At 62.0% G+C, this 23,173-nt stretch carries 30 protein-coding genes and 1 tRNA gene; 30 read left to right on the forward strand and 1 reads right to left on the reverse strand.

Features of this window, described 5'->3' with window-relative positions; all coding sequences use genetic code 11:
* Positions 1 to 63: 63 nt before the first annotated feature.
* From mlaD to tatC, 23 genes are all read left to right on the forward strand, one after another.
* A complete protein-coding gene (gene mlaD, locus AWB78_RS25595; RefSeq protein ID WP_062608763.1) occupies positions 64 to 630 on the forward strand; it encodes an outer membrane lipid asymmetry maintenance protein MlaD in 567 nt (188 codons plus the stop codon).
* Between the two features lie 10 nt (positions 631 to 640).
* Positions 641 to 1,534: an MlaA family lipoprotein gene (locus tag AWB78_RS25600; RefSeq protein WP_062608764.1), complete on the forward strand. Its 894-nt coding sequence runs from the start codon at positions 641 to 643 to the stop codon at positions 1,532 to 1,534.
* 124 nt (positions 1,535 to 1,658) lie between these two features.
* Positions 1,659 to 2,288, forward strand: coding sequence for an MlaC/ttg2D family ABC transporter substrate-binding protein (locus tag AWB78_RS25605; RefSeq protein WP_062608765.1), 630 nt, complete (start codon positions 1,659 to 1,661; stop codon positions 2,286 to 2,288).
* A complete protein-coding gene (locus tag AWB78_RS25610) occupies positions 2,285 to 2,572 on the forward strand; it encodes an STAS domain-containing protein (protein ID WP_062608766.1) in 288 nt (95 codons plus the stop codon). The genes AWB78_RS25605 and AWB78_RS25610 overlap by 4 nt, the downstream gene beginning before the upstream one ends.
* A 201-nt stretch (positions 2,573 to 2,773) precedes the next feature.
* On the forward strand, positions 2,774 to 3,700 hold the full coding sequence (locus AWB78_RS25615; protein ID WP_062608767.1) for an ABC transporter ATP-binding protein: 927 nt from the start codon (positions 2,774 to 2,776) through the stop codon (positions 3,698 to 3,700).
* Positions 3,697 to 4,452, forward strand: a complete 756-nt coding sequence (locus AWB78_RS25620) for an ABC transporter permease (protein WP_062608768.1) — start codon at positions 3,697 to 3,699, stop codon at positions 4,450 to 4,452. Before AWB78_RS25615 ends, AWB78_RS25620 begins: the two co-directional genes overlap by 4 nt.
* 15 nt (positions 4,453 to 4,467) lie before the next feature.
* Positions 4,468 to 4,707, forward strand: coding sequence for a BolA family protein (locus tag AWB78_RS25625; RefSeq protein ID WP_062608769.1), 240 nt, complete (start codon positions 4,468 to 4,470; stop codon positions 4,705 to 4,707).
* Between the two features lie 155 nt (positions 4,708 to 4,862).
* Positions 4,863 to 6,134 (forward strand): UDP-N-acetylglucosamine 1-carboxyvinyltransferase, encoded by a 1,272-nt coding sequence (gene murA, locus AWB78_RS25630; RefSeq protein ID WP_062608770.1) that lies wholly within the window; start codon positions 4,863 to 4,865, stop codon positions 6,132 to 6,134.
* The gene (gene hisG, locus AWB78_RS25635; RefSeq protein WP_062608771.1) at positions 6,131 to 6,823 is read left to right on the forward strand and encodes an ATP phosphoribosyltransferase; all 693 of its coding nucleotides are present in this window, start codon (positions 6,131 to 6,133) and stop codon (positions 6,821 to 6,823) included. Before murA ends, hisG begins: the two co-directional genes overlap by 4 nt.
* 46 nt (positions 6,824 to 6,869) lie before the next feature.
* A complete protein-coding gene (hisD, locus tag AWB78_RS25640; protein ID WP_062608772.1) occupies positions 6,870 to 8,192 on the forward strand; it encodes a histidinol dehydrogenase in 1,323 nt (440 codons plus the stop codon).
* A gap of 72 nt (positions 8,193 to 8,264) precedes the next feature.
* Positions 8,265 to 9,338, forward strand: coding sequence for a histidinol-phosphate transaminase (gene hisC / locus AWB78_RS25645; protein WP_062608773.1), 1,074 nt, complete (start codon positions 8,265 to 8,267; stop codon positions 9,336 to 9,338).
* Positions 9,339 to 9,370: 32 nt separating this feature from the next.
* Complete coding sequence (hisB, locus tag AWB78_RS25650; protein ID WP_062608774.1) at positions 9,371 to 9,958, forward strand: imidazoleglycerol-phosphate dehydratase HisB; 588 nt, start codon at positions 9,371 to 9,373, stop codon at positions 9,956 to 9,958.
* 40 nt (positions 9,959 to 9,998) lie between these two features.
* On the forward strand, positions 9,999 to 10,619 hold the full coding sequence (locus AWB78_RS25655; RefSeq protein ID WP_062608775.1) for a YchE family NAAT transporter: 621 nt from the start codon (positions 9,999 to 10,001) through the stop codon (positions 10,617 to 10,619).
* Positions 10,616 to 11,257, forward strand: coding sequence for an imidazole glycerol phosphate synthase subunit HisH (hisH, locus tag AWB78_RS25660; protein ID WP_062608776.1), 642 nt, complete (start codon positions 10,616 to 10,618; stop codon positions 11,255 to 11,257). The genes AWB78_RS25655 and hisH overlap by 4 nt, the downstream gene beginning before the upstream one ends.
* Before the next feature lie 152 nt (positions 11,258 to 11,409).
* Entirely contained in the window at positions 11,410 to 12,162 is a 753-nt protein-coding gene (gene hisA / locus AWB78_RS25665; RefSeq protein ID WP_062608777.1) for a 1-(5-phosphoribosyl)-5-[(5-phosphoribosylamino)methylideneamino]imidazole-4-carboxamide isomerase, read from the forward strand.
* A 78-nt stretch (positions 12,163 to 12,240) separates the two neighbouring features.
* A complete protein-coding gene (gene hisF, locus AWB78_RS25670; RefSeq protein WP_062608778.1) occupies positions 12,241 to 13,014 on the forward strand; it encodes an imidazole glycerol phosphate synthase subunit HisF in 774 nt (257 codons plus the stop codon).
* Between the two features lie 3 nt (positions 13,015 to 13,017).
* Positions 13,018 to 13,422: a phosphoribosyl-AMP cyclohydrolase gene (hisI, locus tag AWB78_RS25675; RefSeq protein ID WP_062608779.1), complete on the forward strand. Its 405-nt coding sequence runs from the start codon at positions 13,018 to 13,020 to the stop codon at positions 13,420 to 13,422.
* Positions 13,419 to 13,787 carry a phosphoribosyl-ATP diphosphatase gene (locus AWB78_RS25680; protein ID WP_062608780.1) on the forward strand — a complete coding sequence of 123 codons (369 nt, stop codon included), beginning with the start codon at positions 13,419 to 13,421 and terminating at the stop codon, positions 13,785 to 13,787. Before hisI ends, AWB78_RS25680 begins: the two co-directional genes overlap by 4 nt.
* A 34-nt stretch (positions 13,788 to 13,821) precedes the next feature.
* On the forward strand, positions 13,822 to 14,214 hold the full coding sequence (locus AWB78_RS25685) for a DUF4870 family protein (RefSeq protein WP_062608781.1): 393 nt from the start codon (positions 13,822 to 13,824) through the stop codon (positions 14,212 to 14,214).
* A gap of 30 nt (positions 14,215 to 14,244) precedes the next feature.
* Positions 14,245 to 14,607 (forward strand): histidine triad nucleotide-binding protein, encoded by a 363-nt coding sequence (locus AWB78_RS25690; RefSeq protein WP_061180201.1) that lies wholly within the window; start codon positions 14,245 to 14,247, stop codon positions 14,605 to 14,607.
* 154 nt (positions 14,608 to 14,761) lie between these two features.
* On the forward strand, positions 14,762 to 14,998 hold the full coding sequence (tatA, locus tag AWB78_RS25695) for a Sec-independent protein translocase subunit TatA (RefSeq protein WP_006999763.1): 237 nt from the start codon (positions 14,762 to 14,764) through the stop codon (positions 14,996 to 14,998).
* A 36-nt stretch (positions 14,999 to 15,034) separates the two neighbouring features.
* On the forward strand, positions 15,035 to 15,565 hold the full coding sequence (gene tatB / locus AWB78_RS25700) for a Sec-independent protein translocase protein TatB (RefSeq protein WP_062608782.1): 531 nt from the start codon (positions 15,035 to 15,037) through the stop codon (positions 15,563 to 15,565).
* A gap of 46 nt (positions 15,566 to 15,611) precedes the next feature.
* Positions 15,612 to 16,388, forward strand: a complete 777-nt coding sequence (gene tatC / locus AWB78_RS25705) for a twin-arginine translocase subunit TatC (protein WP_062608783.1) — start codon at positions 15,612 to 15,614, stop codon at positions 16,386 to 16,388.
* Between the two features lie 96 nt (positions 16,389 to 16,484).
* Here the strand turns inward: tatC and AWB78_RS25710 are convergent, their stop codons facing one another.
* Positions 16,485 to 17,708 (reverse strand): S1C family serine protease, encoded by a 1,224-nt coding sequence (locus tag AWB78_RS25710; RefSeq protein WP_062608784.1) that lies wholly within the window; start codon positions 17,706 to 17,708, stop codon positions 16,485 to 16,487.
* Between the two features lie 20 nt (positions 17,709 to 17,728).
* Here AWB78_RS25710 and AWB78_RS25715 point away from each other — a divergent pair, with 20 nt between their 5' ends.
* The 7 genes from AWB78_RS25715 (at position 17,729) to AWB78_RS25745 (ending at position 22,847) form a co-directional block, all read left to right on the forward strand.
* Positions 17,729 to 18,475 (forward strand): Nif3-like dinuclear metal center hexameric protein, encoded by a 747-nt coding sequence (locus tag AWB78_RS25715; protein ID WP_062608785.1) that lies wholly within the window; start codon positions 17,729 to 17,731, stop codon positions 18,473 to 18,475.
* 218 nt (positions 18,476 to 18,693) lie between these two features.
* Positions 18,694 to 19,314, forward strand: coding sequence for a ubiquinol-cytochrome c reductase iron-sulfur subunit (gene petA / locus AWB78_RS25720; RefSeq protein WP_062608786.1), 621 nt, complete (start codon positions 18,694 to 18,696; stop codon positions 19,312 to 19,314).
* Complete coding sequence (locus tag AWB78_RS25725) at positions 19,315 to 20,697, forward strand: cytochrome b (RefSeq protein WP_062608787.1); 1,383 nt, start codon at positions 19,315 to 19,317, stop codon at positions 20,695 to 20,697.
* 23 nt (positions 20,698 to 20,720) lie between these two features.
* On the forward strand, positions 20,721 to 21,476 hold the full coding sequence (locus AWB78_RS25730) for a cytochrome c1 (protein ID WP_062608788.1): 756 nt from the start codon (positions 20,721 to 20,723) through the stop codon (positions 21,474 to 21,476).
* A gap of 94 nt (positions 21,477 to 21,570) precedes the next feature.
* Complete coding sequence (locus AWB78_RS25735) at positions 21,571 to 22,182, forward strand: glutathione S-transferase N-terminal domain-containing protein (RefSeq protein WP_062608789.1); 612 nt, start codon at positions 21,571 to 21,573, stop codon at positions 22,180 to 22,182.
* Between the two features lie 64 nt (positions 22,183 to 22,246).
* The gene (locus AWB78_RS25740; RefSeq protein WP_062608790.1) at positions 22,247 to 22,753 is read left to right on the forward strand and encodes a ClpXP protease specificity-enhancing factor; all 507 of its coding nucleotides are present in this window, start codon (positions 22,247 to 22,249) and stop codon (positions 22,751 to 22,753) included.
* An 18-nt stretch (positions 22,754 to 22,771) separates the two neighbouring features.
* Positions 22,772 to 22,847 (forward strand) — tRNA-Thr (locus tag AWB78_RS25745).
* Positions 22,848 to 23,173 lie beyond the last annotated feature (326 nt).

Genomic DNA, 23,173 nt, shown 5'->3' on the forward strand with positions numbered 1-23,173 from the left:
AGGCGTTGTGAAGGGCACAGACCCTCACGCGCCATCTGCGAAAAGATTCTCTTTGGGAAAACGATGAAAAAGACTGCTCTCGACTTTTGGGTCGGCCTCTTCGTGGTGCTCGGTTTCGTGGCGCTGCTGTTCCTCGCGCTGAAGGCGGGCAACATGAGTTCCCTGTCGTTCCAGCAAACCTACGCGGTAAAACTCAAGTTCGACAATATCGGCGGGCTGAAGGCGCGCGCGCCCGTGAAGAGCGCGGGCGTGACGGTCGGACGCGTCGGCGGCATCGGCTTCGATTCGAACACGTATCAGGCCGTCGTGACGATCGATATCGACAAGCAATATCAGTTTCCGAAGGATTCGTCCGCGAAGATTCTCACTTCGGGTCTGCTCGGCGAGCAGTACATCGGCCTCGAGCCGGGCGGCGACGATCAGATGCTGAAGAACGGCGACACCATCACGATGACGCAGTCCGCCGTGGTGCTCGAGAACCTGATCGGCCAGTTCCTCTATAACAAGGCGGCGGATTCCGGCGCCTCGAAATCGCAGGCAGCGCCGGCCGCGCCCGCACCCGCTTTCCCGGGCGCGGCAAGCGCGATGGGCGCTTCGGGCGCGAACGCCGCGTCGGGCGCGTCTCAATAAGGAGAAAAGCATGCAGGCGATGGGGATGCGGCGCGCGATCATCCTGGCGGGCGTCATGGCGCTCGCCGGTTGCGCGACGGTGACGACGCCGACCAAAGGGGACCCGCTCGAGAGCTACAACCGGACGATGTTCACGATCAACGACAAGGTCGATCAGTACGCGTTGAAGCCGATAGCGAAGGGTTATGTGTGGGCCGTGCCGGAGCCGGTGCGCAACAGCGTGACCAACTTCTTCTCGAATATCGGCGACGTGTATATCGCCGCGAACAATCTGCTGCAGTTGAAGGTTGCGGATGGCGTGTCGGACATCATGCGCGTCGCGATCAACACGGTGTTCGGCGTCGGCGGCCTGTTCGACGTCGCGACCATCGCCAAGCTGCCGAAGCACGCCGGGGATTTCGGCCTGACGCTCGGCCACTATGGCATGCCGCCCGGCCCGTATGTCGTGCTGCCGCTGCTCGGGCCGAGCACCGTGCGGGATTCGACTGGCCTCGTCGTCGATTATTTCGGCAACCCGCTCACGTACGTGAGCCCGGGTTCGGTGAGCTGGGCACTCTACGGCGTGAATCTCGTCAACGTGCGTGCGAATCTGCTCGGCGCAACGGACGTGCTCGCCGACGCCGCGCTCGACAAATATTCGTTCGTGCGCAACGCGTATCTGCAGCGCCGTCAGTACCTGATCTCGGGCGGCGATGGCGGCATGCCGGATTACGGCGAGGCCCCGCTGCCGAACTATGGCGACGAGGGCGCGGCTGTGGCAGTTCCCGCGACGGGGGCATCGGCGGCCGCGGGCGAGCCTGCGTCCGGCGCTGCCGCGCCAGCGCCGGCGAGCGGAACCGGCAACACGGTGCCGGGCAACCAGTACGTTCCGCCGTCGGGCTTCCCTTCATTCCGCTTGCGTTGAGCGAGCCTTCGCTAACGCGCGGTAACATATCTAACGACTTTTATTACGCTTTGATAGCAGCACCGCCTGAACTCGGTTCAGGCGGTGCGCTCAAACCGAAGCCTCTACTTTTGCAGGGTCTGTGATGAAAAAACTTTTGCTTCTTCCCCTTTTTGCGGCGTTCATGGCGATGTGCGGCGTCGCGTCGGCGCAGAGCGTCGATACGAGCGCGCCTGACGTGATGATCAAGACGGTCACGCAGCAAGTCCTCGACGAGATCAAGTCGGACTCGAAGATCCAGTCGGGCGACATCAGCAAGATCACCGAGCTCGTCAACCAGAAGATCCTGCCGTACACGGACTTCACGCGCACGACGCGTCTCGTGATGGGCCGCAACTGGAACTCGGCGACGCCTGAGCAGCAGAAGCAGATCGTCGAGCAGTTCAAGATGCTCCTGATCCGCACGTACTCGGGCGCGCTCGCGCAGGTGCGCAACCAGACGGTCCAGTACAAGCCGTTCCGCGCGAATCCGGATGACACCGATGTCGTCGTCCGCTCGGTCGTCATGAACAACGGCCAGCCGGTCGAGCTCGACTATCGCCTGTACAAGACGGCGCAAGGCTGGCGCGTGTACGACATCAACGTACTTGGCGCATGGCTGATCCAGGCGTACCAGCAGCAGTTCAACGAGCAGATTTCGCAGAACGGTGTGAGCGGTCTGCTGCAGTTCCTGACGCAGCGTAATCAGCAGCTCGCGAGCGGCAAGGCATCGTGAGCACGCAAGCCACGGGCGGCCGTTTCCAGACGGCCGCAACCTTGACCCACGAGAGCGCGAAGGCCGCGCTCGACGCGGGTCTGTCGCGCATCGCTGCAGGCGCGACCGAAGTCGATTGCGCGCCGCTCACGCAGTTCGATTCCTCCGCGCTCGCCGTGCTGCTCGCGTGGCAGCGCGCCGCGTCCGCGCGCGGCGCCGCGTTGGGCGTCGTCAACCTTCCTTCCGGGCTCGTGAGTCTCGCGCGAGCCTACGGCGTCGATACGCTCCTCTCGTTCCGACATTGATCCTGTTCTGACTCTGCGCAGAAGGCGGCGGCGTGCTTCGCCGCCGCAATCAGGATCGCTCTGAAGTCGGCTCCAGCCGCTTTGCCCTATAATCAAACGTTTTTTTCGGCCCTACACCCGGCCCTTTTTGTCTGAGCACGGGTCCGTCAAGGCGAAATCCGCACAATCGAGGCGCGGCCGCGCGAGGCGCGCGCACTGTCCATGTCAGCCATAGAAATCCGAAACGTCAGGAAGCGCTACAAGGAGCTTCAGGCGCTCAAAGGCGTCAGCCTTACGGTGGAAGAGGGCGAGTTCTTCGGCTTGCTCGGCCCGAACGGCGCGGGTAAAACCACGTTGATCAGCATTCTGGCCGGCCTGGCGCGCGCCGATAGCGGCACGATCTCCGTGCGCGGCCACGACGTCGTCAGCGACTTCCGGGCGGCGCGCCGCGCGCTCGGCATCGTGCCGCAGGAACTGGTGTTCGATCCGTTCTTCACCGTGCGCGAATCGCTCCGGATTCAGTCGGGCTATTTCGGCTTGCGCAACAACGACGACTGGATCGACGAAGTGATGGCCAATCTCGATCTCACCGAGAAAGCCGACGTCAACACGCGTGCGCTCTCCGGCGGGATGAAGCGCCGCGTGCTCGTCGCGCAGGCGCTCGTACACCGGCCTCCGGTGATCGTGCTCGACGAGCCCACCGCCGGCGTCGATGTCGAACTGCGCCAGACGCTGTGGAAGTTCATCTCGCGCCTGAATCGCGAGGGCCACACGATCGTGCTGACGACGCACTATCTCGAAGAAGCCGAATCGCTGTGCGACCGGCTCGCGATGCTTCGTCGCGGGGAAGTCGTCGCGCTGGAGCGCACGAGCGCGCTGCTGCAGCGTTTCTCGGGCATGCAACTGTTTCTGCGGCTCGCGAACGGCCCGTTGCCCGCCGATCTGCGCGCGCTCGAAGTCGATCCGCACGCGGTGTCCGGCACGCAGCACCTGCTGCGCCTGTCGAGCTACGACGACGTCGAGCCGATTCTCGCGAAATGCCGCGCGGCCGGCTGCACGTTTGATGAAATCGAAGTGCGCAAGGCGGATCTGGAAGACGTGTTCGTGCAGGTGATGAACGAGCCGGAAGTAGTCGAGGGACTTTCATGAGCGGTTTCCAGACGTTGTTCTACAAGGAGCTCCTGCGCTTCTGGAAGGTCTCGTTTCAGACCGTGCTCGCGCCGGTCGTCACGGCGCTGCTGTATCTGACCATCTTCGGTCACGCGCTGTCGGGACATGTGCAGGTGTATTCGGGCGTCGGCTACACGAGCTTTCTCGTGCCCGGCCTCGTGATGATGAGCGTGCTGCAGAACGCGTTCGCGAATAGCTCGTCGTCGCTGATCCAGTCGAAGATCACCGGTAATCTGGTGTTCGTGCTGCTGCCGCCGATCGCGCATTGGGAGATGTTCTTCGCGTATGTGCTGGCATCGGTCGTGCGCGGCTTGTGTGTCGGGCTCGGGGTGTTCATCGTGACGATTTGGTTCATCCCGATGTCTTTTTCGGCGCCGTTTTACATCATTGCTTTCGCGATCCTCGGTTCGGGCATTCTCGGCACGCTCGGTTTGATCGCGGGCATCTGGGCCGACAAGTTCGATCAGTTGGCCGCGTTCCAGAACTTCCTGATCATGCCGCTCACGTTTCTTTCCGGCGTGTTCTACTCGACTCATACGCTGCCGCCCGTGTGGCGCGCGGTGTCGCATCTGAATCCGTTCTTCTACATGATCGACGGCTTTCGTTACGGCTTTTTCGGCCTGTCCGACGTCGATCCGCTGATGAGCCTCGGCATCGTCGGCGGGTTCCTGGCCGTGCTGGCGTTGATCGCCGCGCGACTGCTTGCGAGCGGCTACAAGCTGCGTCACTAATTCAAGGAGACTTCCATGTTGCCGACTCCGGAGCAGGTGAAGGATTACATCGCTGGCGGCCTGCCTTGCCAGCATCTCGAAGTGGAAGGCGACGGCCAGCACTTTTTCGCGACCATCGTGAGCGATGCGTTCGTCGGCAAGCGGCTGATCGCGCGTCATCAACTGGTTTATGCGGCGCTCGGCGAGCGCATGCGCGAGGAGATTCATGCGCTCAGCATGAAGACCCTCACCCCCGACGAGTGGAAAGCGGCCTGAGTCCACCCGGCGAAGCCAATCAGGTCACAAGACTAACCCAAGCATCACCGGCATCACCGGAAAGACTAAGGCAGTAGAGAGTGCGATTCATTCAAGACAACCGCGGCGCCGAGAACGGCTCTGCAGCAGGAAGCTCGGTCGAAGGACAAGCAAGCATGGATAAACTGGTCATCACGGGGGGCGCGAAGCTCTCCGGCGAAATCACCGTCTCGGGCGCGAAGAACGCGGCTTTGCCGATTCTGTGCGCGAGCCTTCTCACCGCCGACGACGTCCATCTGTCGAACGTGCCGAATCTTCAGGACGTGCGCACGATGGTCAAGCTGCTGCGCCAGATGGGCGTGCAGTCCGAAGTGTCAGGCGACGGGCGCGTGAACCTCAATGCATCGAAGGTCGACAAGCTGGTCGCGCCGTACGAAATGGTGAAGACGATGCGCGCGTCGATTCTCGTGCTCGGCCCGCTCGTCGCGCGCTTCGGCGAGGCGAAGGTGTCGTTGCCCGGCGGCTGCGCTATCGGCGCGCGTCCGGTCGATCAGCACATCAAGGGCCTGCAGGCGATGGGCGCCGAGATCAACATCGAGCACGGCTTCATCGAGGCGCGCGCGAAGCGTCTGAAGGGCGCGCGCGTCATCACCGACATGATCACCGTCACCGGCACGGAAAACCTGTTGATGGCAGCGGTGCTGGCCGAAGGCGAGACCGTCATCGAGAACGCGGCGCGCGAGCCGGAAGTGAGCGATCTCGCGCATCTGCTCGTGAAGATGGGCGCGAAGATCGACGGCATCGGCACGGATAGGCTCGTCATTCAGGGCGTCGACAAGCTGCATGGCGCGAAGCACGACGTCGTGCCGGATCGCATCGAGGCGGGCACGTTCCTGTGCGCGGTTGCGGCCGCGGGCGGCGATGTCACGCTGCGCAAAGTCAGTTCGCATCTGCTCGATGCCGTGACGGCCAAACTGCGCGAAGCGGGCGTGAGCATCGAGGAAGGCGACGACTGGATGCGCGTGCGCATGGCGAAGCGCCCCGACACGGTGAACATCCGCACCTCCGAATATCCTGCGTTCCCGACGGACATGCAGGCGCAATTCATGGCGCTCAATACGATCGCGAACGGCACGTCGCAAGTCGTCGAGACGATCTTCGAGAACCGCTTCATGCACGTGCAGGAGTTGAACCGTCTTGGCGCGCATATCACCATCGACGGCAACACGGCGCTCGTCGCCGGCGTCGAGAAGCTTTCCGGTGCGAAGGTCATGGCGACCGACCTGCGCGCATCGGCGAGCCTCGTGATCGCGGCGATGTGCGCGGACGGCGAGACGCTGGTCGACCGCATCTACCATCTGGATCGCGGCTACGACCGCATGGAGTCGAAGCTGACGGCCGTGGGCGCGAACGTTCGCCGCATCAAGGGCAGCGGGAGCGAGCAATGAGTTCGCTGCCGCAGACGTCGTCATCGGTCGAGCCGAGCGCGCCCCTCACGCTCGCGCTGTCGAAAGGGCGTATCTTCGAGGAAACGCTTCCGCTGCTCGCGGCCGCCGGCGTGCAGGTGGCGGAAGATCCGGAAAGCTCGCGCAAGCTGATTCTGCCGACCACGAACCCGAACCTGCGCGTGATCATCGTGCGCGCGACCGATGTGCCGACGTACGTCGAATACGGCGCGGCGGACTTCGGCGTCGCGGGTAAGGACGTGCTGATCGAGCATGGCGGCAGCGGCCTGTATCAGCCGGTCGATCTCGACATCGCGCGTTGCCGGATGTCGGTGGCCGTCAAGGCCGGTTTCGACTACGCGAACGCGGTGCGCCAGGGCGCGCGCCTGCGCGTCGCGACGAAGTACACGGAAACGGCGCGCGAGCATTTTGCGTCGAAGGGCGTGCACGTCGATCTGATCAAGCTGTACGGCTCGATGGAGCTTGCGCCGCTCGTCGGCCTCGCGGACGCGATCGTCGATCTGGTCAGCTCGGGCGGCACGCTGCGGGCGAACAACCTCGTCGAAGTCGAAGAGATCATGCAGATTTCATCGCGCCTCGTGGTCAATCAGGCGGCGCTCAAATTGAAGCGCGCGGCGCTCAAGCCGTACCTCGATGCCTTCGAGCGCGCCACGGCAAGTACAGGAAATTAGGCGAGCCGCACGCGGCGGCGCGCCACAAGCACAACGGAAAACCAGCATGTCTATCAAGATTCGCAAACTCGATTCCAGCACCGATGGTTTTCAAAAGGCTCTGCGTGCGGTCCTCGCATTCGAAGCGAGCGAGGATGAAGCGATCGAGCGCTCGGTCGCTCAGATTCTCGCGGATGTGAAGGCGCGCGGCGATGAAGCCGTGCTCGAATACACCAACAAGTTCGACCGGCTGAAGGCAGAGAGCGTCGCGGCGCTCGAATTGCCGCTGTCGGAAATGGAAGCCGCGCTCGAAGGACTCGAGCCGAAGCGTCGCGCGGCGCTCGAAGCGGCGGCCGCGCGCGTGCGCGGTTATCACGAGAAGCAGCGCATAGAATGCGGCAGCCATAGCTGGCAGTACACGGAAGCCGACGGCACCGTGCTCGGCCAGAAAGTGACGCCGCTCGATCGCGCGGGCATCTACGTGCCGGGCGGCAAGGCGGCGTATCCGTCGTCGGTGCTGATGAACGCGATCCCGGCGCGCGTTGCGGGCGTCAAGGAAATCGTGATGGTGGTGCCGACGCCCGACGGCGTGAAGAATCCGCTCGTGCTCGCGGCGGCGCTGCTCGGCGGCGTGGACCGCGTGTTCACGATCGGCGGCGCGCAGGCGGTCGGCGCGCTCGCGTACGGCACGCAAAGCGTGCCGGCCGTCGACAAGATCTGCGGCCCGGGCAATGCGTATGTCGCGTCGGCGAAGCGTCGCGTGTTCGGCACCGTGGGCATCGACATGATCGCGGGGCCGTCTGAGATTCTCGTTATTTGCGATGCCACCACGGATCCGCGCTGGGTCGCGATGGACCTCTTCTCGCAAGCCGAGCACGACGAACTCGCGCAGTCCATCCTGCTGTGCCCGGACGATGACTTCATCCAGCGCGTGGAAGATGCGATCGTCGAACTGCTGCCCGCGATGCCGCGCCGCGACGTCATTCAACGTTCGCTCGAAGACCGAGGCGCGCTTATCAAGGTGAAGGACATGGCCGAAGCGTGCGCGATCGCGAACGACATCGCGCCCGAGCACCTCGAGATTTCCGCGCTCGATCCGCATCAGTGGGCCGCGCAGATTCACAACGCGGGCGCGATGTTCCTCGGCCGCTACACGAGCGAAAGTCTCGGCGACTACTGCGCCGGTCCGAATCACGTGCTGCCGACTTCCCGCACCGCGCGCTTTTCGTCGCCGCTCGGCGTGTACGACTTCATGAAGCGTTCGAGCGTGATCGAAGTGAGCGCGGACGGCGCGCAGACGCTCGGCGAGATCGCGGCGGAACTGGCGTATGGCGAAGGCTTGCAGGCGCACGCGCGCAGCGCCGAGTACCGGATGAAAAACGTCGGCTGAATCGAGCCGGCCCGAGTGAACGAGGCGGCCTCAGAGCCGCCGCCTGTCCGGCGAGAGAGACGCCGGGAAATCATGACCACAGCACAAGACATCATTCGTCCCGACATCCTCGCGATGACGAGCTATCCCGTGCCCGACGCAACGGGCCTGATCAAGCTCGACGCGATGGAAAATCCCCACACGCTGCCTGCCGATCTCGCCGAACGTCTCGGCGCGCATCTCGCGGGTGTGGCGCTGAACCGCTATCCGGCGCCGCGTCCCGCCGAACTGCTCGCGAAGCTCAAGCGCGCGATGCACGTGCCCGCCGCCTGCGACGTGCTGCTCGGCAACGGCTCGGACGAATTGATCAGCATGATGTCGGTCGCGTGCTCGAAGCCGGGCGCGAAGGTCGTGGCGCCGGTGCCGGGCTTCGTGATGTACGAAATGTCGGCGAAATTCGCGCATCTCGAGTTCATCGGCGTGCCGCTGAAGGCGGACTTCACGCTCGACGCCGACGCGATGATTGCGGCCATCGACGAACATGCGCCCGCTCTCGTCTATCTCGCGTATCCGAACAACCCCACCGGCACGCTCTTCGACGACGCCGACATGGAGCGCGTGATCGCGGCGGCGAAAAAGAGCCTCGTCGTGATCGACGAAGCCTATCAGCCGTTCGCCGAGAAGAGCTGGATGCCGCGCGCCGCGGACTTCGACAATGTCGTCGTGATGCGCACCGTCTCGAAGCTCGGGCTCGCGGGCATCCGCCTCGGCTACATGGCGGGCCGGCCTTCGTGGATCATGCAGTTCGACAAGGTGCGCCCGCCGTACAACATCAATGTGCTGACGCAAGCGACCGCGGACTTCCTGCTCGATCACCTCGACGTGCTCGACGCGCAGGCCTCCGATCTGCGCGCTCAGCGCGCGAAACTCGCACGTGAAGTCGCTGCGCTGCCGGGCGTGATCGTGTTTCCCAGCGCGGGCAATTTTCTGCTCGTGCGCGTGCCGGATGCGGCCGTTGCTTTCGAAACCCTTTTGACTTCGCGGGTTTTGATAAAAAACGTGAGTAAAATGCATCCATTGCTGGCCAATTGCGTGCGTTTGACGGTCGGAACAGCCGAAGAAAACGCGCAAATGGTCGCGGCGCTCAGGAAGCTCGCGCCGAACTGAACCCCACTTTTCGAAAGTCTCAAGGAATTACCATGCGCATTGCGGAAGTCGTTCGCAACACCAGCGAAACGCAGATCCGTGTGAAGCTCGATCTGGACGGCACCGGCAAGCAGAAGCTCGCCACCGGCGTCCCGTTTCTCGATCACATGCTCGACCAGATCGCCCGTCATGGGCTCATCGATCTCGACATCGAAGCGCATGGCGACCTCCATATCGACGATCATCATACCGTCGAAGATACGGGCATTACGCTCGGGCAGGCGGTGGCGAAGGCCATCGGCGATCGCAAGGGCATTCGCCGCTACGGGCATTCGTACGTGCCGCTCGACGAAGCGCTGTCGCGCGTCGTGATCGATTTTTCCGGCCGTCCGGGGCTCGAATTTCATGTGCCGTTCACGCGCGCGCGCATCGGCACGTTCGACGTCGATCTCACCATCGAATTCTTCCGCGGATTCGTGAATCACGCGGGCGTCACGCTGCATATCGACAACCTGCGCGGCATCAACGCGCATCATCAGGTCGAGACCGTATTCAAGGCGTTCGGCCGCGCGTTGCGCATGGCCGTCGAGGTGGATGAGCGCGCGGCGGGGCAGATTCCGTCGACCAAGGGCAGTCTCTGATCGACTCACGCCGCTTCGGCGCGCGTGCGTCGAGAACACGATGGATCTGTTCAAGTCGTTCATATCGTTGCTCGCGCTGATCAATCCGATCGGCGCGATACCGTTTTTTCTGAGCCTGACCTCGCAGCAATCCGATACCGAACGACGCAACACGATTCGCGTCGCGTCGATTTCGGTGTTCTGCGTGATCGCGGTGACGGCGCTGCTCGGCCAGCAGATCATCGCGTTCTTCGGCATTTCGGTCGGATCGTTCGAAGTGGGCGGCGGCATCATCATGCTGCTCATGGCGATCAGCATGTTGAACGCGCAAGTCGGCAACGCGCGCTCGACGCCGGAAGAACGCATGGAAGCCGAGGAGCGCAACAGCATCGCGGTCGTGCCGCTCGCGATCCCGCTGCTCACCGGCCCCGGCTCGATCAGCACGGTGATCGTCTATGCTGCCAATGCGCAGCACTGGTATGACCGTTTCGGACTGGTCGTGCTGGGCGCGATCATCGCGGGGCTGTGCTTCGGCGCGCTGAATCTCGCGGAGCCGATCGCGCGCGTCGTCGGGCGCACTGGAATCAATATCGGCACGCGTCTCATGGGTTTGATGTTGTCCGCGTTGGCGGTGGAGTTCATCGTCGACGGGTTGAAGGCCTTGATGCCATCTTTGAAATGAATACTTCGATTGCGATTGTTGATTACGGAATGGGCAACCTGCGCTCTGTCTATCAGGCGCTGAAAAAGGCTGCGCCCGAGGCGAACGTGGCGATCGTCGCTCAGCCCGAAGGCATCCGCGCGGCGGACCGCGTGGTCTTGCCGGGCCAAGGCGCAATGCGCGACTGCATGGGGCATCTGGCCGAGTCCGGTCTTCAGGACGCGGTGATGCAGGCGGCGCGCCAAAAGCCGATGCTCGGCATCTGCGTCGGCGAGCAGATGCTCTTCGACTGGAGCGAGGAAGGTGACACCAAAGGGCTCGGCCTGTTGCCGGGCAAAGTGGTGCGCTTCCAGCTCGACGGTCTTCTGCAGGACGACGGCTCGCGCTTCAAGGTCCCGCAGATGGGCTGGAACCGCGTGCGTCAGACGCAAGCGCATCCGATCTGGGACGGCGTCGCGGACGGCGCGTTCTTCTACTTCGTCCACAGCTATTACGTGGTGCCGGAGAACCCGGCGCACACATCGGGCGAAACGGTGTACGGCAGCGCATTTACATCGGCGGTGGCGCGGGAGAATATCTTCGCGACCCAATTTCACCCCGAAAAAAGCGCGGACGCCGGATTGCGCCTGTACCGCAATTTCGTGCACTGGAACCCGTGAGATGGCGCGCCCGCTAGCGTTTTCGCCTATTACTACGGGCGCGTGACCGTTGCAAGACTTGTACTACACTAGCGAGACGGCCCGCGGCGCAGGCACAAAAGACCGCACGCGCGACGTTTTGATCAACTCCACCCAGAAAATACGCGATACCTATGCTGCTCATTCCGGCCATCGATCTTAAGGACGGTCAGTGCGTGCGCCTCAAGCAGGGCGATATGGACCAAGCGACCATTTTTTCAGAAGATCCAGCTGCAATGGCCCGACATTGGGTCGATCGCGGCGCGCGACGGCTGCATCTGGTCGATCTGAACGGCGCGTTCGCCGGCAAGCCGCGAAACGGCGACGCGATCCGCGCAATCCTCGACGAAGTGGGCAACGAGATTCCCGTGCAGTTGGGCGGCGGCGTCCGCGATCTGGAAACCATCGAGCGCTATCTGGACGACGGCCTGTCGTACATCATCATCGGCACCGCAGCGGTGAAGAATCCGGGCTTTCTGCAGGACGCGTGCAGCGCGTTCGGCGGGCACATCATCGTCGGGCTGGACGCGAAGGACGGCAAGGTCGCCACGGACGGCTGGAGCAAGCTCACGGGCCACGAAGTCGTGGACCTCGCCCTCAAGTTCGAGGACTACGGCTGCGAATCGATCATCTACACCGACATCGGCCGCGACGGCATGCTTCAGGGCGTCAACATCGACGCGACCGTGCGCCTCGCGCGGGCGGTGAAGATTCCGGTGATCGCGAGCGGCGGGCTGTCGAGCATCGCGGATATCGAATCGCTCTGCGAAGTCGAGGACGAAGGCATCGAAGGCGTGATCTGCGGACGCGCGATCTACTCCGGCGACCTCGATTTCACGGCTGCCCAAACGCGCGCCGACGCGCTGCGCGAAGCCGACGGCGCTTGAAAACGCCAGCGCGCGAGCACATCTGAGCAGTACTCCGGGCGGCCACAACGCCGCCCTTATTTCGTAAGTGGCAAGAACATGGCTCTCGCAAAACGCATCATTCCCTGTCTCGACGTGACCGCGGGCCGCGTCGTGAAGGGCGTCAACTTCGTCGAGCTGCGCGACGCGGGCGACCCCGTCGAAATCGCGCGGCGTTACGACGATCAGGGCGCCGACGAACTCACGTTCCTCGACATCACCGCGACCTCCGACCAACGCGATCTGATCCTGCCGATCATCGAGTCGGTGGCGTCGCAGGTGTTCATCCCGCTGACAGTCGGCGGCGGCGTGCGCGCGGTCGAAGACGTGCGGCGTCTGCTCAATGCGGGCGCGGACAAGATCAGCATGAACTCGTCGGCGGTGGCGAATCCGCAGCTCGTGCGCGACGCATCGGACAAGCACGGCTCGCAGTGCATCGTCGTCGCGATCGACGCGAAGCGCGTGTCGGCCGAAGGCGAACCACCGCGCTGGGAAGTGTTCACGCACGGCGGCCGCAAGGCGACCGGCATCGACGCGATCGAATGGGCGCGCAAGATGGCCGAGTATGGCGCGGGCGAAATCCTGCTCACAAGCATGGATCGTGACGGCACCAAGGCCGGCTTCGATCTCGCATTGACGCGCGCCGTGTCGGACGCGGTGCCGGTGCCGGTGATCGCGTCGGGCGGCGTCGGCTCGCTTCAGCATCTGGCCGATGGCATCGTCGAAGGTCACGCGGACGCGGTGCTCGCCGCGAGCATCTTCCATTACGGCGAGCACACGGTCGGCGAAGCGAAGCGCTTTATGGCGGACCACGGCATTTCTGTGAGGACCTGAGTCATGACCGATCAAATGACCTGGCTCGACAAGGTGAACTGGGACGCGAACGGGCTCGTGCCGGTGATTGCACAGGAAGCCTCGACCAACGACGTCCTGATGTTCGCATGGATGAACCGCGAGGCGCTCGCGAAGACCATCGAGCTAATGCGCGCGGTGTACTTCTCGCGCTCGCGACAGCGCCTTTGGTTCAAGGGCGAGGAATCGGGGCACGTGCAGCACGTTCATGACGTGCGCCTCGACTGCGACGAAGACGTCGTGCTGCTCAAGGTCGAGCAGGTGTCGGGCATCGCGTGCCACACCGGCCGCCATTCCTGTTTTTTCCAGAAATTCGAAGGCACGGCGGAGAACGGCGAGTGGGTCGCCGTCGAGCCCGTCCTGAAAGACCCAGAAAGTATCTACAAATGACGCAAGCCACCACGCTGGACACGCTGTTGCGCCTCGCCTCCGTCATCGACAGCCGCAAGGGCGGCGATCCGGAACAATCCTACGTTTCCCGACTCTTTCACAAAGGTGACGACGCGGTCCTGAAGAAGATCGGCGAGGAAGCGACGGAAGTCGTGCTCGCCGCGAAGGACGCGCGCCACGGCGGCGCCCCGAAGGCGCTCGTCAGCGAAGTCGCCGATTTGTGGTTTCATTGTCTCGTGATGCTGTCGCATTTCGACTTGAGCCCCGCCGACGTGGTCGCGGAACTGGAGCGGCGCGAAGGCCTGTCGGGGATCGAGGAGAAGGCGCTGCGCAAATCGCGCGAGCGCGAAGATAACGGCGGCTGACGAGCGTGTCGCTTTCGAGCGAAGGAGGGCATGTATGAACCGGCCGTATGAACCGTATCCGCCTGTCGTTCAAGATTCAACCGATCCCGAGCGCCTGCGCAACATGCGCACGTTCACGCATATCCTGTACGCGCTCTACGCGTTGTATTGGCTTTCCGGCGGCTTGACAGGGTTGGTCGCGATCATCCTCAACTACGTCAAGCGCAGCGATGCTGCCGGAACGCCATACGAGGACCATTTCACCTGGCAGATCCGCACATTCTGGTGGTCCCTGCTGGGGCACATCGTCGGCTTCGCCCTGATCTGGGTCCTGGGGCTCGGCTTCCTGATCATCGGCGCGGCCTGGATCTGGACGCTCTATCGCATCATCAAGGGCTGGCTTTTCCTGTACGAAAACAAGAGGCTCGAACCGCGCGCGTGGTTCTGATCACAACCGATAACGAAATCCGGCAACTCCATGAGTCAAGACAACTGCATTTTTTGCAAGATCGCCTCTGGGCAGCTTCCGAGCACGAAAGTCTACGAGGACGATGAATTCGTTGCCTTCAACGACATCAATCCGGCGGCGCCGGTGCATGTGCTGGTTATCCCACGCAAGCATATTGAAACACTTTCCCATTGCACAGAAAGTGACAGTCCGCTCCTTGGTAGAATGGTGAGTCTCGTCGGAAGGTTGGCGAAAGATCTGGGTGTCTCATACACGGGAGGGAACACCGGCTTTCGTACGGTAATAAATACCGGGCCAGGCGGCGGGCAGGAGGTGTATCACATCCACGCGCATTTGTTAGCCGGCGAGCGCCCGTGGCGCCGAATGGGATAAAGCCGCAATCTTTGTCGGCGTTCTCCTTTCCAAGGAAATATTGGGCGAGCAAAATCAATAGTTGAAGCCGAGGCGACTTGCCTCGGCGCAGGCCGAAAGGCCGCTTTTCCGTGCCGGTATCCAAATCGGTCGGAATCAAGGAGAGTTTTCATTCATGGGTTCGTTAAGCATTTGGCATTGGTTGATCGTTCTGCTGATCGTGGCGCTCGTGTTCGGCACGAAGAAGCTGCGCAATATCGGCGGCGATCTGGGTGGCGCGGTCAAGGGCTTCAAGGAAGGCATGCGCGAAGGCGATGCGCCGGCGAATTCGGCCGACCAGCGTGAACTGCCGCGCAACGGCGCCGTGGATGTCGAAGCGAAGGACAAGTCCCGCTCGGGCGACTACCGCTAATCCCGCCGCAGTCCGCAACCATCCACTTCTCGTTCAATGCTCGATCTCGGTCTGACCAAAATGGCGGTCATCGGCGTCGTGGCGCTGGTGGTCCTCGGGCCGGAGCGCTTGCCCGGTGTCGCGCGCACCGCGGGCGCGCTGTTCGGGCGCGCGCAGCGCTACATCAACGACGTCAAGTCGGAAGTCGCGCGCGAAATGGAACTCGATGAGCTGAAGAAAATGCGCACCGAGTTCGAGACCGCGGCGTCGAACGTCGAATCGACGATTCACGACACGCTGAAGCGGCATGAATCCGATCTGAACGACGCATGGAAAGAGGGTACGTCGGTCGCGCCGAGCATCGCGGGCGGCGCGACGGAATCGGCGGACGGCGCCGCGTCGGACAAGCCGTGGGCCAGCACGTCGTCATCGACGCCGGCCAAGCGCAAGAACTGGCGCGTCAAGCAGAGCGCGATCCCCAACTGGTACAAGCGCACGACCGCGCGCCGCACGCGAGTCCAATCGGGCGCCGCGCGCGTCGCTCGCCATACGCCCGCCACCCTGCGCCGGCAGACGAAGTTCTTCTGAGCGAGCCGCGATTCCCTTCCATCGATGATTCCTACCGAGGGCCGGCGTGAGCGACCCGCAACACACTAAAGAAGAGCCCGTCGAAGAGACGTTCATTTCGCATCTGGTCGAATTGCGCGACCGCATCATCCGCGCGGGTGCTTCGGTCATCGTCGTATTCATCGCGCTGGTGTACTGGGCGCCGGACATCTTCAAGCTGCTCGCGCGTCCGCTGATGCAGAACCTGCCGGCCGACGGCAAGATGATCGTCACCGACGTCACCGGCTCGTTCTTCGTGCCGATGAAGGTGACGATGCTCGTCGCCTTCGTCATCGCGCTGCCGTTCGTGCTGTACCAGATCTGGGCGTTCGTCGCGCCGGGCTTGTATCAGCACGAGAAGAAACTCGTCGCGCCGCTCGTGTTCAGCAGCTACTCGCTCTTTCTGTGCGGCATGGCGTTCGCCTACTTTGTCGTGTTCCCGACCATCTTCCGCGTGATGGCGCACTACAACGCGCCGCTCGGTGCGGAAATGACGACAGATATCGACAATTACCTGAGCTTCGTGCTGACGATGTTCCTCGCGTTCGGCGTGACGTTCGAGGTGCCGATCGTCGTCGTGCTGCTCGCGCGCATGGGCGTCGTGTCGATCCAGAAGCTCAAGCAGATCCGTCCCTATGTGATCGTCGGAGCGTTCGTCATCTCGGCGGTCGTCACGCCGCCCGATGTTTTCTCGCAGCTGATTCTCGCGATTCCGCTCGTCATTCTTTATGAGGCGGGCATCATCGCGGCGCGGCTGGTGGTCGGCAAGGAACAGGTCAAGAGCGAGGAAGCGGCGGCGGAGTAGTCGCAGAGGTGCGGCTTATTGTCGCGTTGTCGGACCAACAAAAAAGGCAGCTTCGATTCGTCGAAGCTGCCTTTTTACTTTCACGGCCAGACCGGTTCATTCGTCGCCCTGGTCGCCCTGATCACCTTCGTCGTCCGGCATCTGCGGTACGCGCGGCGGCGCGGGGCGTTTGCCAATCATCACGTTGACGTCCAGTTCCCTGTTCTTGCGCATCAGGTGAACCTTGACCGACGTGCCCGGCTTGATCTGCGCGACGACGTTCAGCAGGCGCGTGGTGTCGGTGATCGTGTCGTCGTTGATCGACACGAGGATATCGCCCGGTTTGATGCCGGCCTTGTCCGCCGGCCCGCCCTGCAGCACGCCCGCGACGATCGCGCCGGATTTCTGATCCAGCCCGAACGATTCGGCGATCTCCGGCGTCACGTCTTGCGGTTCGACGCCGATCCAGCCGCGCGTCACGCTGCCGGTCGTGATGATGCTTTCCAGCACGCTGCGCGCCGTCGACACGGGAATGGCAAAGCCGATGCCCAGCGAGCCGCCGCTGCGCGAATAGATCGCCGTGTTGATGCCGAGCAGATTGCCGTTCACGTCCACGAGTGCACCGCCCGAATTGCCGGGGTTGATCGCGGCATCGGTCTGGATGAAGTTCTCGAACGTGTTGATGCCGAGGTGATTGCGCCCGAGCGCGCTCACGATGCCCATGGTGACCGTCTGTCCGACGCCGAACGGATTGCCGATCGCGAGCACGACATCGCCGACACGCGTCTGATCCATCCGGCCGAGCGTGATGGTCGGCAGGTTGGTCATGTTGATCTTCAGTACGGCGAGGTCGGTTTCCGGATCGACGCCGATCACTTTCGCGCTCGACGTGCGACCATCGGCAAGCGCGACTTCGATTTGATCCGCACCGTCGACGACATGCTGGTTCGTTAGAATGTAACCTTCCGAGCTGACGATGACGCCGGAGCCGAGATTCGATGCAGGCGGCTCGTCGCTCTTGCGCTTGTTCTTGTCACCGAAGAAATAGCGGAACAGCGGGTCTTTCGCACGCGGGTCGGGCGGCAGATTGCCGTCCTTGCTGGAGAACACGTTCACGACGGCCGGCATCGCCTTTTGCGCGCCGTCCGAAAAGGACGACTGGATCGGGCGCGAGCCGATGCTCGGCGCGACCTCTCGCAACGCGACGATCGGCTCGGCAAGCTGCTTGCCGAATTGGCCTTGACGTTGAAGCCACTGCGGTTTCAGGGTCGCGATGATGAACATCAGGGCCAAAAGCACGGTGACCGCTTGGGCAAAAAATAGCCAGAAGCGTCTAAGCATTTGAAGGGATAGAGGATTTCATGGATCGGATCGAACTCGAATTGTATCTGAACAATCTGCTGGAAATCGGCCGCTTCAAGGACTATTGCCCGAACGGTCTGCAGGTTGAAGGCCGCCGCCGCGTGCGGAAGATCGCGACCGGCGTGACCGCCTCGCAGGCCTTTCTCGACGCCGCGCTGGAGTGGGGTGCGGACACCGTGCTCGTGCATCACGGCTACTTCTGGCGCAACGAGGCGCCGCAGATCACGGGCCGGAAGCATCGCCGGCTGCACACGCTGATCGCCAACGACATCAATCTCTTCGCCTACCATCTACCGCTCGATTCGCATCCGGAGCTCGGCAACAATGCGCAGATCGGCGCGCGGCTCGGGTTGATCGCGGACAGCCGTTTCGCCGACCAGGATCTCGGCTGGATCGCGACGCTCGCCATGCCGCTCTCGCTCGAGCATTTCAGCGCGATGGTCGAGAACGCGCTCGGCAGGAAGCCGCTCGTATTCGGCGACACGGACAAGGAACTGCGGCGCGTGGCGTGGTGCACGGGCGGCGCGCAAGGCTATTTCGAAGAGGCCATCGCGGCCGGCGCGGACGTGTATCTGAGCGGCGAAGTCTCCGAACAGACCATGCATATCGCGGCGGAGTCGGGCGTGGCTTACATCGGCGCCGGCCATCACGCGACCGAGCGCTACGGTGTGCAGGCAGTGGGCGCGTATTTGTCCGAGCAATTCGACATCGAACATCTTTTTATCGATATCGATAATCCGGTTTAATACGTCATTAAGCCGCTGAGCCGATTATTGGGACTTGCAGTCGCCTTAAATGAACGCTTCACGAGATTGCGCGAAAAACGTGGGGAAAACCCTGAAGCATCAATCACTTCGAGTGATTTTTGCTATTCGGCCCTTGTAAATGCTAACTCCATTCGCGCACACTAGCGGCGGAACAACTGATGTGACGGTATAAATCCAACTCAGAAGTGGGGCGTGTGATGCGAGACAAGGATGAAAAACGCGTCGACGGCGGCCGCCGTACCTGGCTGATTGCGACGACCGCAGCAGGTGGTTTCGGAGCTGTGGCAACCGTAGTTCCTTTCGTAGGTTCGTTTGCTCCGTCGGAGAAGGCCAAGGCGGCGGGCGCGCCCGTCGAGGTCGATATCAGCGGACTCAAGCCAGGCGAGATGATGACCGTCGCCTGGCGCGGCAAGCCGGTGTGGATCGTGAATCGCACCGATGAAATGCTCGCGGACGTCAAGAAGGCCGACAACGAAGTGGCCGACCCGACGTCCAAGATGGAGTTCTCGATGCCGTTGCCGGAGTACTGCAACAACGAGTATCGTTCGCGCGCCGATCACAAGAACATCTTCGTGGCGGTTGCCGTGTGCACGCATCTGGGCTGCACGCCGACGCCGCGTTTCACTGAAGGACCGCAACCCAATCTCCCCGATAACTGGCCGGGCGGCTTTCTTTGCCCGTGCCACGGCTCGACCTACGACATGGCCGGCCGCGTCTTCAAGAACAAGCCCGCGCCGCAGAACCTGGACATTCCACCGTTCATGTTTACTTCAGCGACGCAACTCGTGATCGGCAAGGACGAAAAGGGAGAGGCATAAATGGCGACCGCAGACAAGGAAGTGGAGACCACGGGCCTGACCGGCTGGATCGACCGCCGGTTCCCGATGACCTCGACCTGGAAGAAGCACGTTTCCGAGTACTACGCGCCGAAGAACTTCAACTTCTGGTACTTCTTCGGCTCGCTCGCCTTGCTGGTGCTGGTCAACCAGATCGTCACCGGCATTTTCCTCACGATGAACTACAAGCCCGACGCGACGCTCGCTTTCGCATCGGTCGAGTACATCATGCGCGAGGTGCCGTGGGGCTGGCTGATTCGCTACATGCATTCCACGGGCGCGTCGATGTTCTTCGTCGTCGTGTATCTGCATATGTTCCGCGGACTGATGTACGGCTCGTATCGAAAGCCGCGCGAGCTCGTGTGGATTTTCGGCTGCGCCATCTTCCTTTGCCTCATGGCCGAGGCATTCTTCGGCTACCTGCTGCCGTGGGGACAGATGTCATTCTGGGGCGCGCAGGTGATCGTGAACCTGTTCTCGGCGATTCCGTTCATCGGGCCGGATCTGTCGCTGTGGATTCGCGGCGATTACGTCGTGTCCGACGTCACGCTGAACCGCTTCTTCGCGTTTCACGTGATCGCGATTCCGCTGGTGCTGATCGGACTCGTGATCGCGCACCTGGTCGCGCTGCATGAAGTCGGATCGAATAATCCGGACGGCATCGAGATCAAGGCGAAGAAGGATGCGAACGGCATCCCGCTCGACGGCATTCCGTTCCATCCGTACTACTCGGTGCACGACTTCATGGGCGTGTGCGTGTTCCTGCTGATTTTCGCGGCGATCATCTTCTTCGCGCCGGAAATGGGCGGTTACTTCCTCGAAGCGAACAACTTCGTGCCCGCCAATCCGCTGCAGACTCCGCCGGAAATCGCGCCGGTGTGGTACTTCACCGCGTTCTACGCCATGCTTCGCGCCACCACCGACCCGTTCAAGATCGTGCTGATGATCGTGATCGCGGCGCTCGCCCTGCTCGCGCTGCTGCGCGCGCGCGGCAAGTGGCGTATCGGGCTGCCGGTGCTGGCGGTGCTCGTGCTCATCTTCATGGCGCTGACGGAATCGAAGTTCTGGGGCGTGGTCGTGATGGGCACGGCGGTGGTGTCGCTCTTTTTCCTGCCGTGGCTGGACCGCAGCCCGGTGAAATCGATCCGCTACCGGCCGCTCTTCCACAAGGTCTTCTACGCGATCTTCGTGTTCGCGTTCCTCATGCTGGGCTTCTTGGGCACGCGACCGCCATCGCCGGCAGCAACGCTGATCGCGCAGATCTGCGCGCTGATCTACTTCGCCTTCTTCCTGGGCATGCCTTTCTGGACGCCGCGCGGCAGGTTCAAAGTGCCGCCTGAGCGAGTGCACTACAAACCTCACTGAGCGCCCGTCCGGAGACGAATACGATGAAAAAATGGCTCTCTGCAATATCGATGATCGGCGCGATGCTGTTCGCGTTTGCCGCGGCGCCCGTGCATGCCGAGGAAGAAGCGGTGCTCGACCGCGCCCCGGACAGCTCGGACAATCTCGCGTCCTTGCAGCACGGCGCCCAAGTTTTTGTAAACTACTGTCTGAACTGCCACAGCGCGAACCTGATGCGTTACAACCGGCTGACCGATCTCGGCATCAGTGAAAAGCAGATTCAGGAGAATCTGCTGTTCTCGACCGACAAGGTCGGCAATACGATGTCCATCGCGATGCGCCCGGAAGACGCGAAAGCGTGGTTCGGCGCGTCGCCGCCGGATTTGTCGGTGGAGGCGCGGGCGCGCGGCAAGGACTGGCTCTATACGTACTTGCGAAGTTTCTACCGAGATCCGACGCGGCCCACCGGGTGGAATAATCGCGTGTACGAGAATGTGGGTATGCCGCACGTGCTGTGGACGCTCCAGGGCATCCGGGATGCGAAGTTCGAGACCGATACGGACGAAAAGACCGGTGAAAAGGTAAGAAGATTCGTGGGTTACACTCAGGTTACACCTGGTGCCATGTCGTCCGTGGATTATGATTCAACTGTGGCCGATCTCGTTTCGTATATGTCGTGGATGTCGGAACCCGCGCAGCAGACGCGCAAGCGGCTCGGCGTCTGGGTTCTGCTGTTCCTGGCGTTGTTGAGTTTCCTCGCGTGGCGCCTGAACGCGGCATACTGGAAAGATATCAAATAGCGCGCCTTCGAGGGCGTGGGTCGGCGCGACGGCGTTTTCCGGTAGGAGAACGCCGCGGCCGGCCCTTCGAGTTTACTGAAGGAACTTTAAAAACATGATGGTTCTGTATTCCGGCACTACTTGCCCGTTCTCCCAGCGCTGCCGGCTGGTGTTGTTCGAAAAGGGCATGGATTTCGAGATCCGCGACGTCGATCTGTTCAACAAGCCGGAAGACATCGCGGTGATGAACCCTTACGGACAGGTTCCGATTCTCGTCGAGCGCGACCTGATTCTGTACGAGTCGAATATCATTAACGAATATATCGACGAGCGTTTCCCGCACCCGCAACTCATGCCGGCGGATCCTGTGCAGCGCGCCCGCGCGCGCCTCTTCCTGCTGAACTTCGAGAAGGAACTGTTCGTTCACGTCGGCACGCTCGAGAACGAGAAGGGCAAGGCCGCCGAGAAGAATCACGAAAGAGCGCGCAGCGCGATCCGCGATCGCCTCACGCAGCTCGCACCGATCTTCCTGAAGAACAAGTACATGCTGGGCGAAGAGTTCTCGATGCTCGACGTCGCGATCGCGCCGCTGCTGTGGCGCCTGGATCACTACGGCATCGAACTGTCGAAGAACGCCGCACCGTTGATGAAGTACGCCGAGCGGATTTTCAGCCGTCCGGCCTATATTGAAGCGCTGACGCCTTCCGAAAAGGTGATGCGTCGATAGTTTGAGTGCGTTGGGACGCGGCGGCGCGGACTTCGCGCGGCCGCATTCCAGCAGAGGAAAGTTGATGCAAGAGATTTCCACCAAGCCTTATTTGTTGCGTGCGCTGTATGAGTGGTGCACGGACAATGGTTTTACGCCTCACATCGCCGTGCGGGTCGATGCCGCCACGCGCGTGCCGCGTCAGTTCGTGCGCAACGACGAGATCGTGTTGAACATCAGTTTCGAGGCGACGAGCCAGCTGCAGATGGGCAACGAGTGGATCGAGTTCAGCGCGCGGTTCTCGGGCAAATCGCACAAGATCGAAGTGCAGGTTGCCAACGTGCTGGCTATCTACGCGCGAGAGAACGGGCAGGGCATGGCGTTTCCGGTCGAGCCTTCGCATTCCGGCGCGGATTCAGCCGGCGCTTCCATTGCGTCGCGACCCGCCGAGCGTGAAACGCGGCAGATCGAGGAGCCGGCGCGCGAGCGCGCGGATTCGACGGCGGCATCGTCGCAGCACGAGCCGCAAACAGGTGCCGATGACGACGCTTCGAAATCGCCCGCGAGATCCCACCTCAAAGTCGTTAAATGAAGTAGAATCTCGTCCTTCGCCGGCTTAGCTCATCTGGTAGAGCAGTTGATTTGTAATCATCAGGTGGCGGGTTCGAGTCCTGCAGCCGGCACCAAGACTTACGCCGACGGCTCGTGCGACATTCGCACGAGCCGTTTGCTTTAAGTGAGTCGGTCGACAAGAAAAGAAAGCTTCAAATTCTTGTTGACAGATAAAGAAACGTTCTTCATAATCTCGTTTCTCTGCTGCTGATGCAGCGACGCAAGACGGAAGGGTAGTAAAGCTCTTGCGATGTGCTCTTTAAAAACTAACAGCCGATAAGTGTGGGCGCTTGATGGCGAGTGCGGCTGGTTCTTCGGAATCGGCAATAGCAAAAGTAATCAAGAGTCTCACACGAAGTATCAGAGGAAGGTTTTTTCATCTTTGGATGGAATAAATCAT

Origin of the sequence: Caballeronia calidae (assembly GCF_900044055.2) — a bacterium.
Lineage (GTDB): Bacteria > Pseudomonadota > Gammaproteobacteria > Burkholderiales > Burkholderiaceae > Caballeronia > Caballeronia calidae.

What these genes read in the sequence shown, in the direction of transcription:
- mlaD (WP_062608763.1), top strand. Translation starts at nt 64, where the DNA reads ATGAAAAAGACTGCTCTCGACTTTTGGGTCGGCCTCTTCGTGGTGCTC.
- AWB78_RS25600 (WP_062608764.1), top strand. Translation starts at nt 641, where the DNA reads ATGCAGGCGATGGGGATGCGGCGCGCGATCATCCTGGCGGGCGTCATG.
- AWB78_RS25605 (WP_062608765.1), top strand. Translation starts at nt 1,659, where the DNA reads ATGAAAAAACTTTTGCTTCTTCCCCTTTTTGCGGCGTTCATGGCGATG.
- AWB78_RS25615 (WP_062608767.1), top strand. Translation starts at nt 2,774, where the DNA reads ATGTCAGCCATAGAAATCCGAAACGTCAGGAAGCGCTACAAGGAGCTT.
- AWB78_RS25620 (WP_062608768.1), top strand. Translation starts at nt 3,697, where the DNA reads ATGAGCGGTTTCCAGACGTTGTTCTACAAGGAGCTCCTGCGCTTCTGG.
- AWB78_RS25625 (WP_062608769.1), top strand. Translation starts at nt 4,468, where the DNA reads ATGTTGCCGACTCCGGAGCAGGTGAAGGATTACATCGCTGGCGGCCTG.
- murA (WP_062608770.1), top strand. Translation starts at nt 4,863, where the DNA reads ATGGATAAACTGGTCATCACGGGGGGCGCGAAGCTCTCCGGCGAAATC.
- hisG (WP_062608771.1), top strand. Translation starts at nt 6,131, where the DNA reads ATGAGTTCGCTGCCGCAGACGTCGTCATCGGTCGAGCCGAGCGCGCCC.
- hisD (WP_062608772.1), top strand. Translation starts at nt 6,870, where the DNA reads ATGTCTATCAAGATTCGCAAACTCGATTCCAGCACCGATGGTTTTCAA.
- hisC (WP_062608773.1), top strand. Translation starts at nt 8,265, where the DNA reads ATGACCACAGCACAAGACATCATTCGTCCCGACATCCTCGCGATGACG.
- hisB (WP_062608774.1), top strand. Translation starts at nt 9,371, where the DNA reads ATGCGCATTGCGGAAGTCGTTCGCAACACCAGCGAAACGCAGATCCGT.
- AWB78_RS25655 (WP_062608775.1), top strand. Translation starts at nt 9,999, where the DNA reads ATGGATCTGTTCAAGTCGTTCATATCGTTGCTCGCGCTGATCAATCCG.
- hisH (WP_062608776.1), top strand. Translation starts at nt 10,616, where the DNA reads ATGAATACTTCGATTGCGATTGTTGATTACGGAATGGGCAACCTGCGC.
- hisA (WP_062608777.1), top strand. Translation starts at nt 11,410, where the DNA reads ATGCTGCTCATTCCGGCCATCGATCTTAAGGACGGTCAGTGCGTGCGC.
- hisF (WP_062608778.1), top strand. Translation starts at nt 12,241, where the DNA reads ATGGCTCTCGCAAAACGCATCATTCCCTGTCTCGACGTGACCGCGGGC.
- hisI (WP_062608779.1), top strand. Translation starts at nt 13,018, where the DNA reads ATGACCGATCAAATGACCTGGCTCGACAAGGTGAACTGGGACGCGAAC.
- AWB78_RS25680 (WP_062608780.1), top strand. Translation starts at nt 13,419, where the DNA reads ATGACGCAAGCCACCACGCTGGACACGCTGTTGCGCCTCGCCTCCGTC.
- AWB78_RS25685 (WP_062608781.1), top strand. Translation starts at nt 13,822, where the DNA reads ATGAACCGGCCGTATGAACCGTATCCGCCTGTCGTTCAAGATTCAACC.
- AWB78_RS25690 (WP_061180201.1), top strand. Translation starts at nt 14,245, where the DNA reads ATGAGTCAAGACAACTGCATTTTTTGCAAGATCGCCTCTGGGCAGCTT.
- tatA (WP_006999763.1), top strand. Translation starts at nt 14,762, where the DNA reads ATGGGTTCGTTAAGCATTTGGCATTGGTTGATCGTTCTGCTGATCGTG.
- tatB (WP_062608782.1), top strand. Translation starts at nt 15,035, where the DNA reads ATGCTCGATCTCGGTCTGACCAAAATGGCGGTCATCGGCGTCGTGGCG.
- AWB78_RS25710 (WP_062608784.1), bottom strand. Translation starts at nt 17,708, where the DNA reads ATGCTTAGACGCTTCTGGCTATTTTTTGCCCAAGCGGTCACCGTGCTT.
- AWB78_RS25715 (WP_062608785.1), top strand. Translation starts at nt 17,729, where the DNA reads ATGGATCGGATCGAACTCGAATTGTATCTGAACAATCTGCTGGAAATC.
- petA (WP_062608786.1), top strand. Translation starts at nt 18,694, where the DNA reads ATGCGAGACAAGGATGAAAAACGCGTCGACGGCGGCCGCCGTACCTGG.
- AWB78_RS25725 (WP_062608787.1), top strand. Translation starts at nt 19,315, where the DNA reads ATGGCGACCGCAGACAAGGAAGTGGAGACCACGGGCCTGACCGGCTGG.
- AWB78_RS25730 (WP_062608788.1), top strand. Translation starts at nt 20,721, where the DNA reads ATGAAAAAATGGCTCTCTGCAATATCGATGATCGGCGCGATGCTGTTC.
- AWB78_RS25735 (WP_062608789.1), top strand. Translation starts at nt 21,571, where the DNA reads ATGATGGTTCTGTATTCCGGCACTACTTGCCCGTTCTCCCAGCGCTGC.
- AWB78_RS25740 (WP_062608790.1), top strand. Translation starts at nt 22,247, where the DNA reads ATGCAAGAGATTTCCACCAAGCCTTATTTGTTGCGTGCGCTGTATGAG.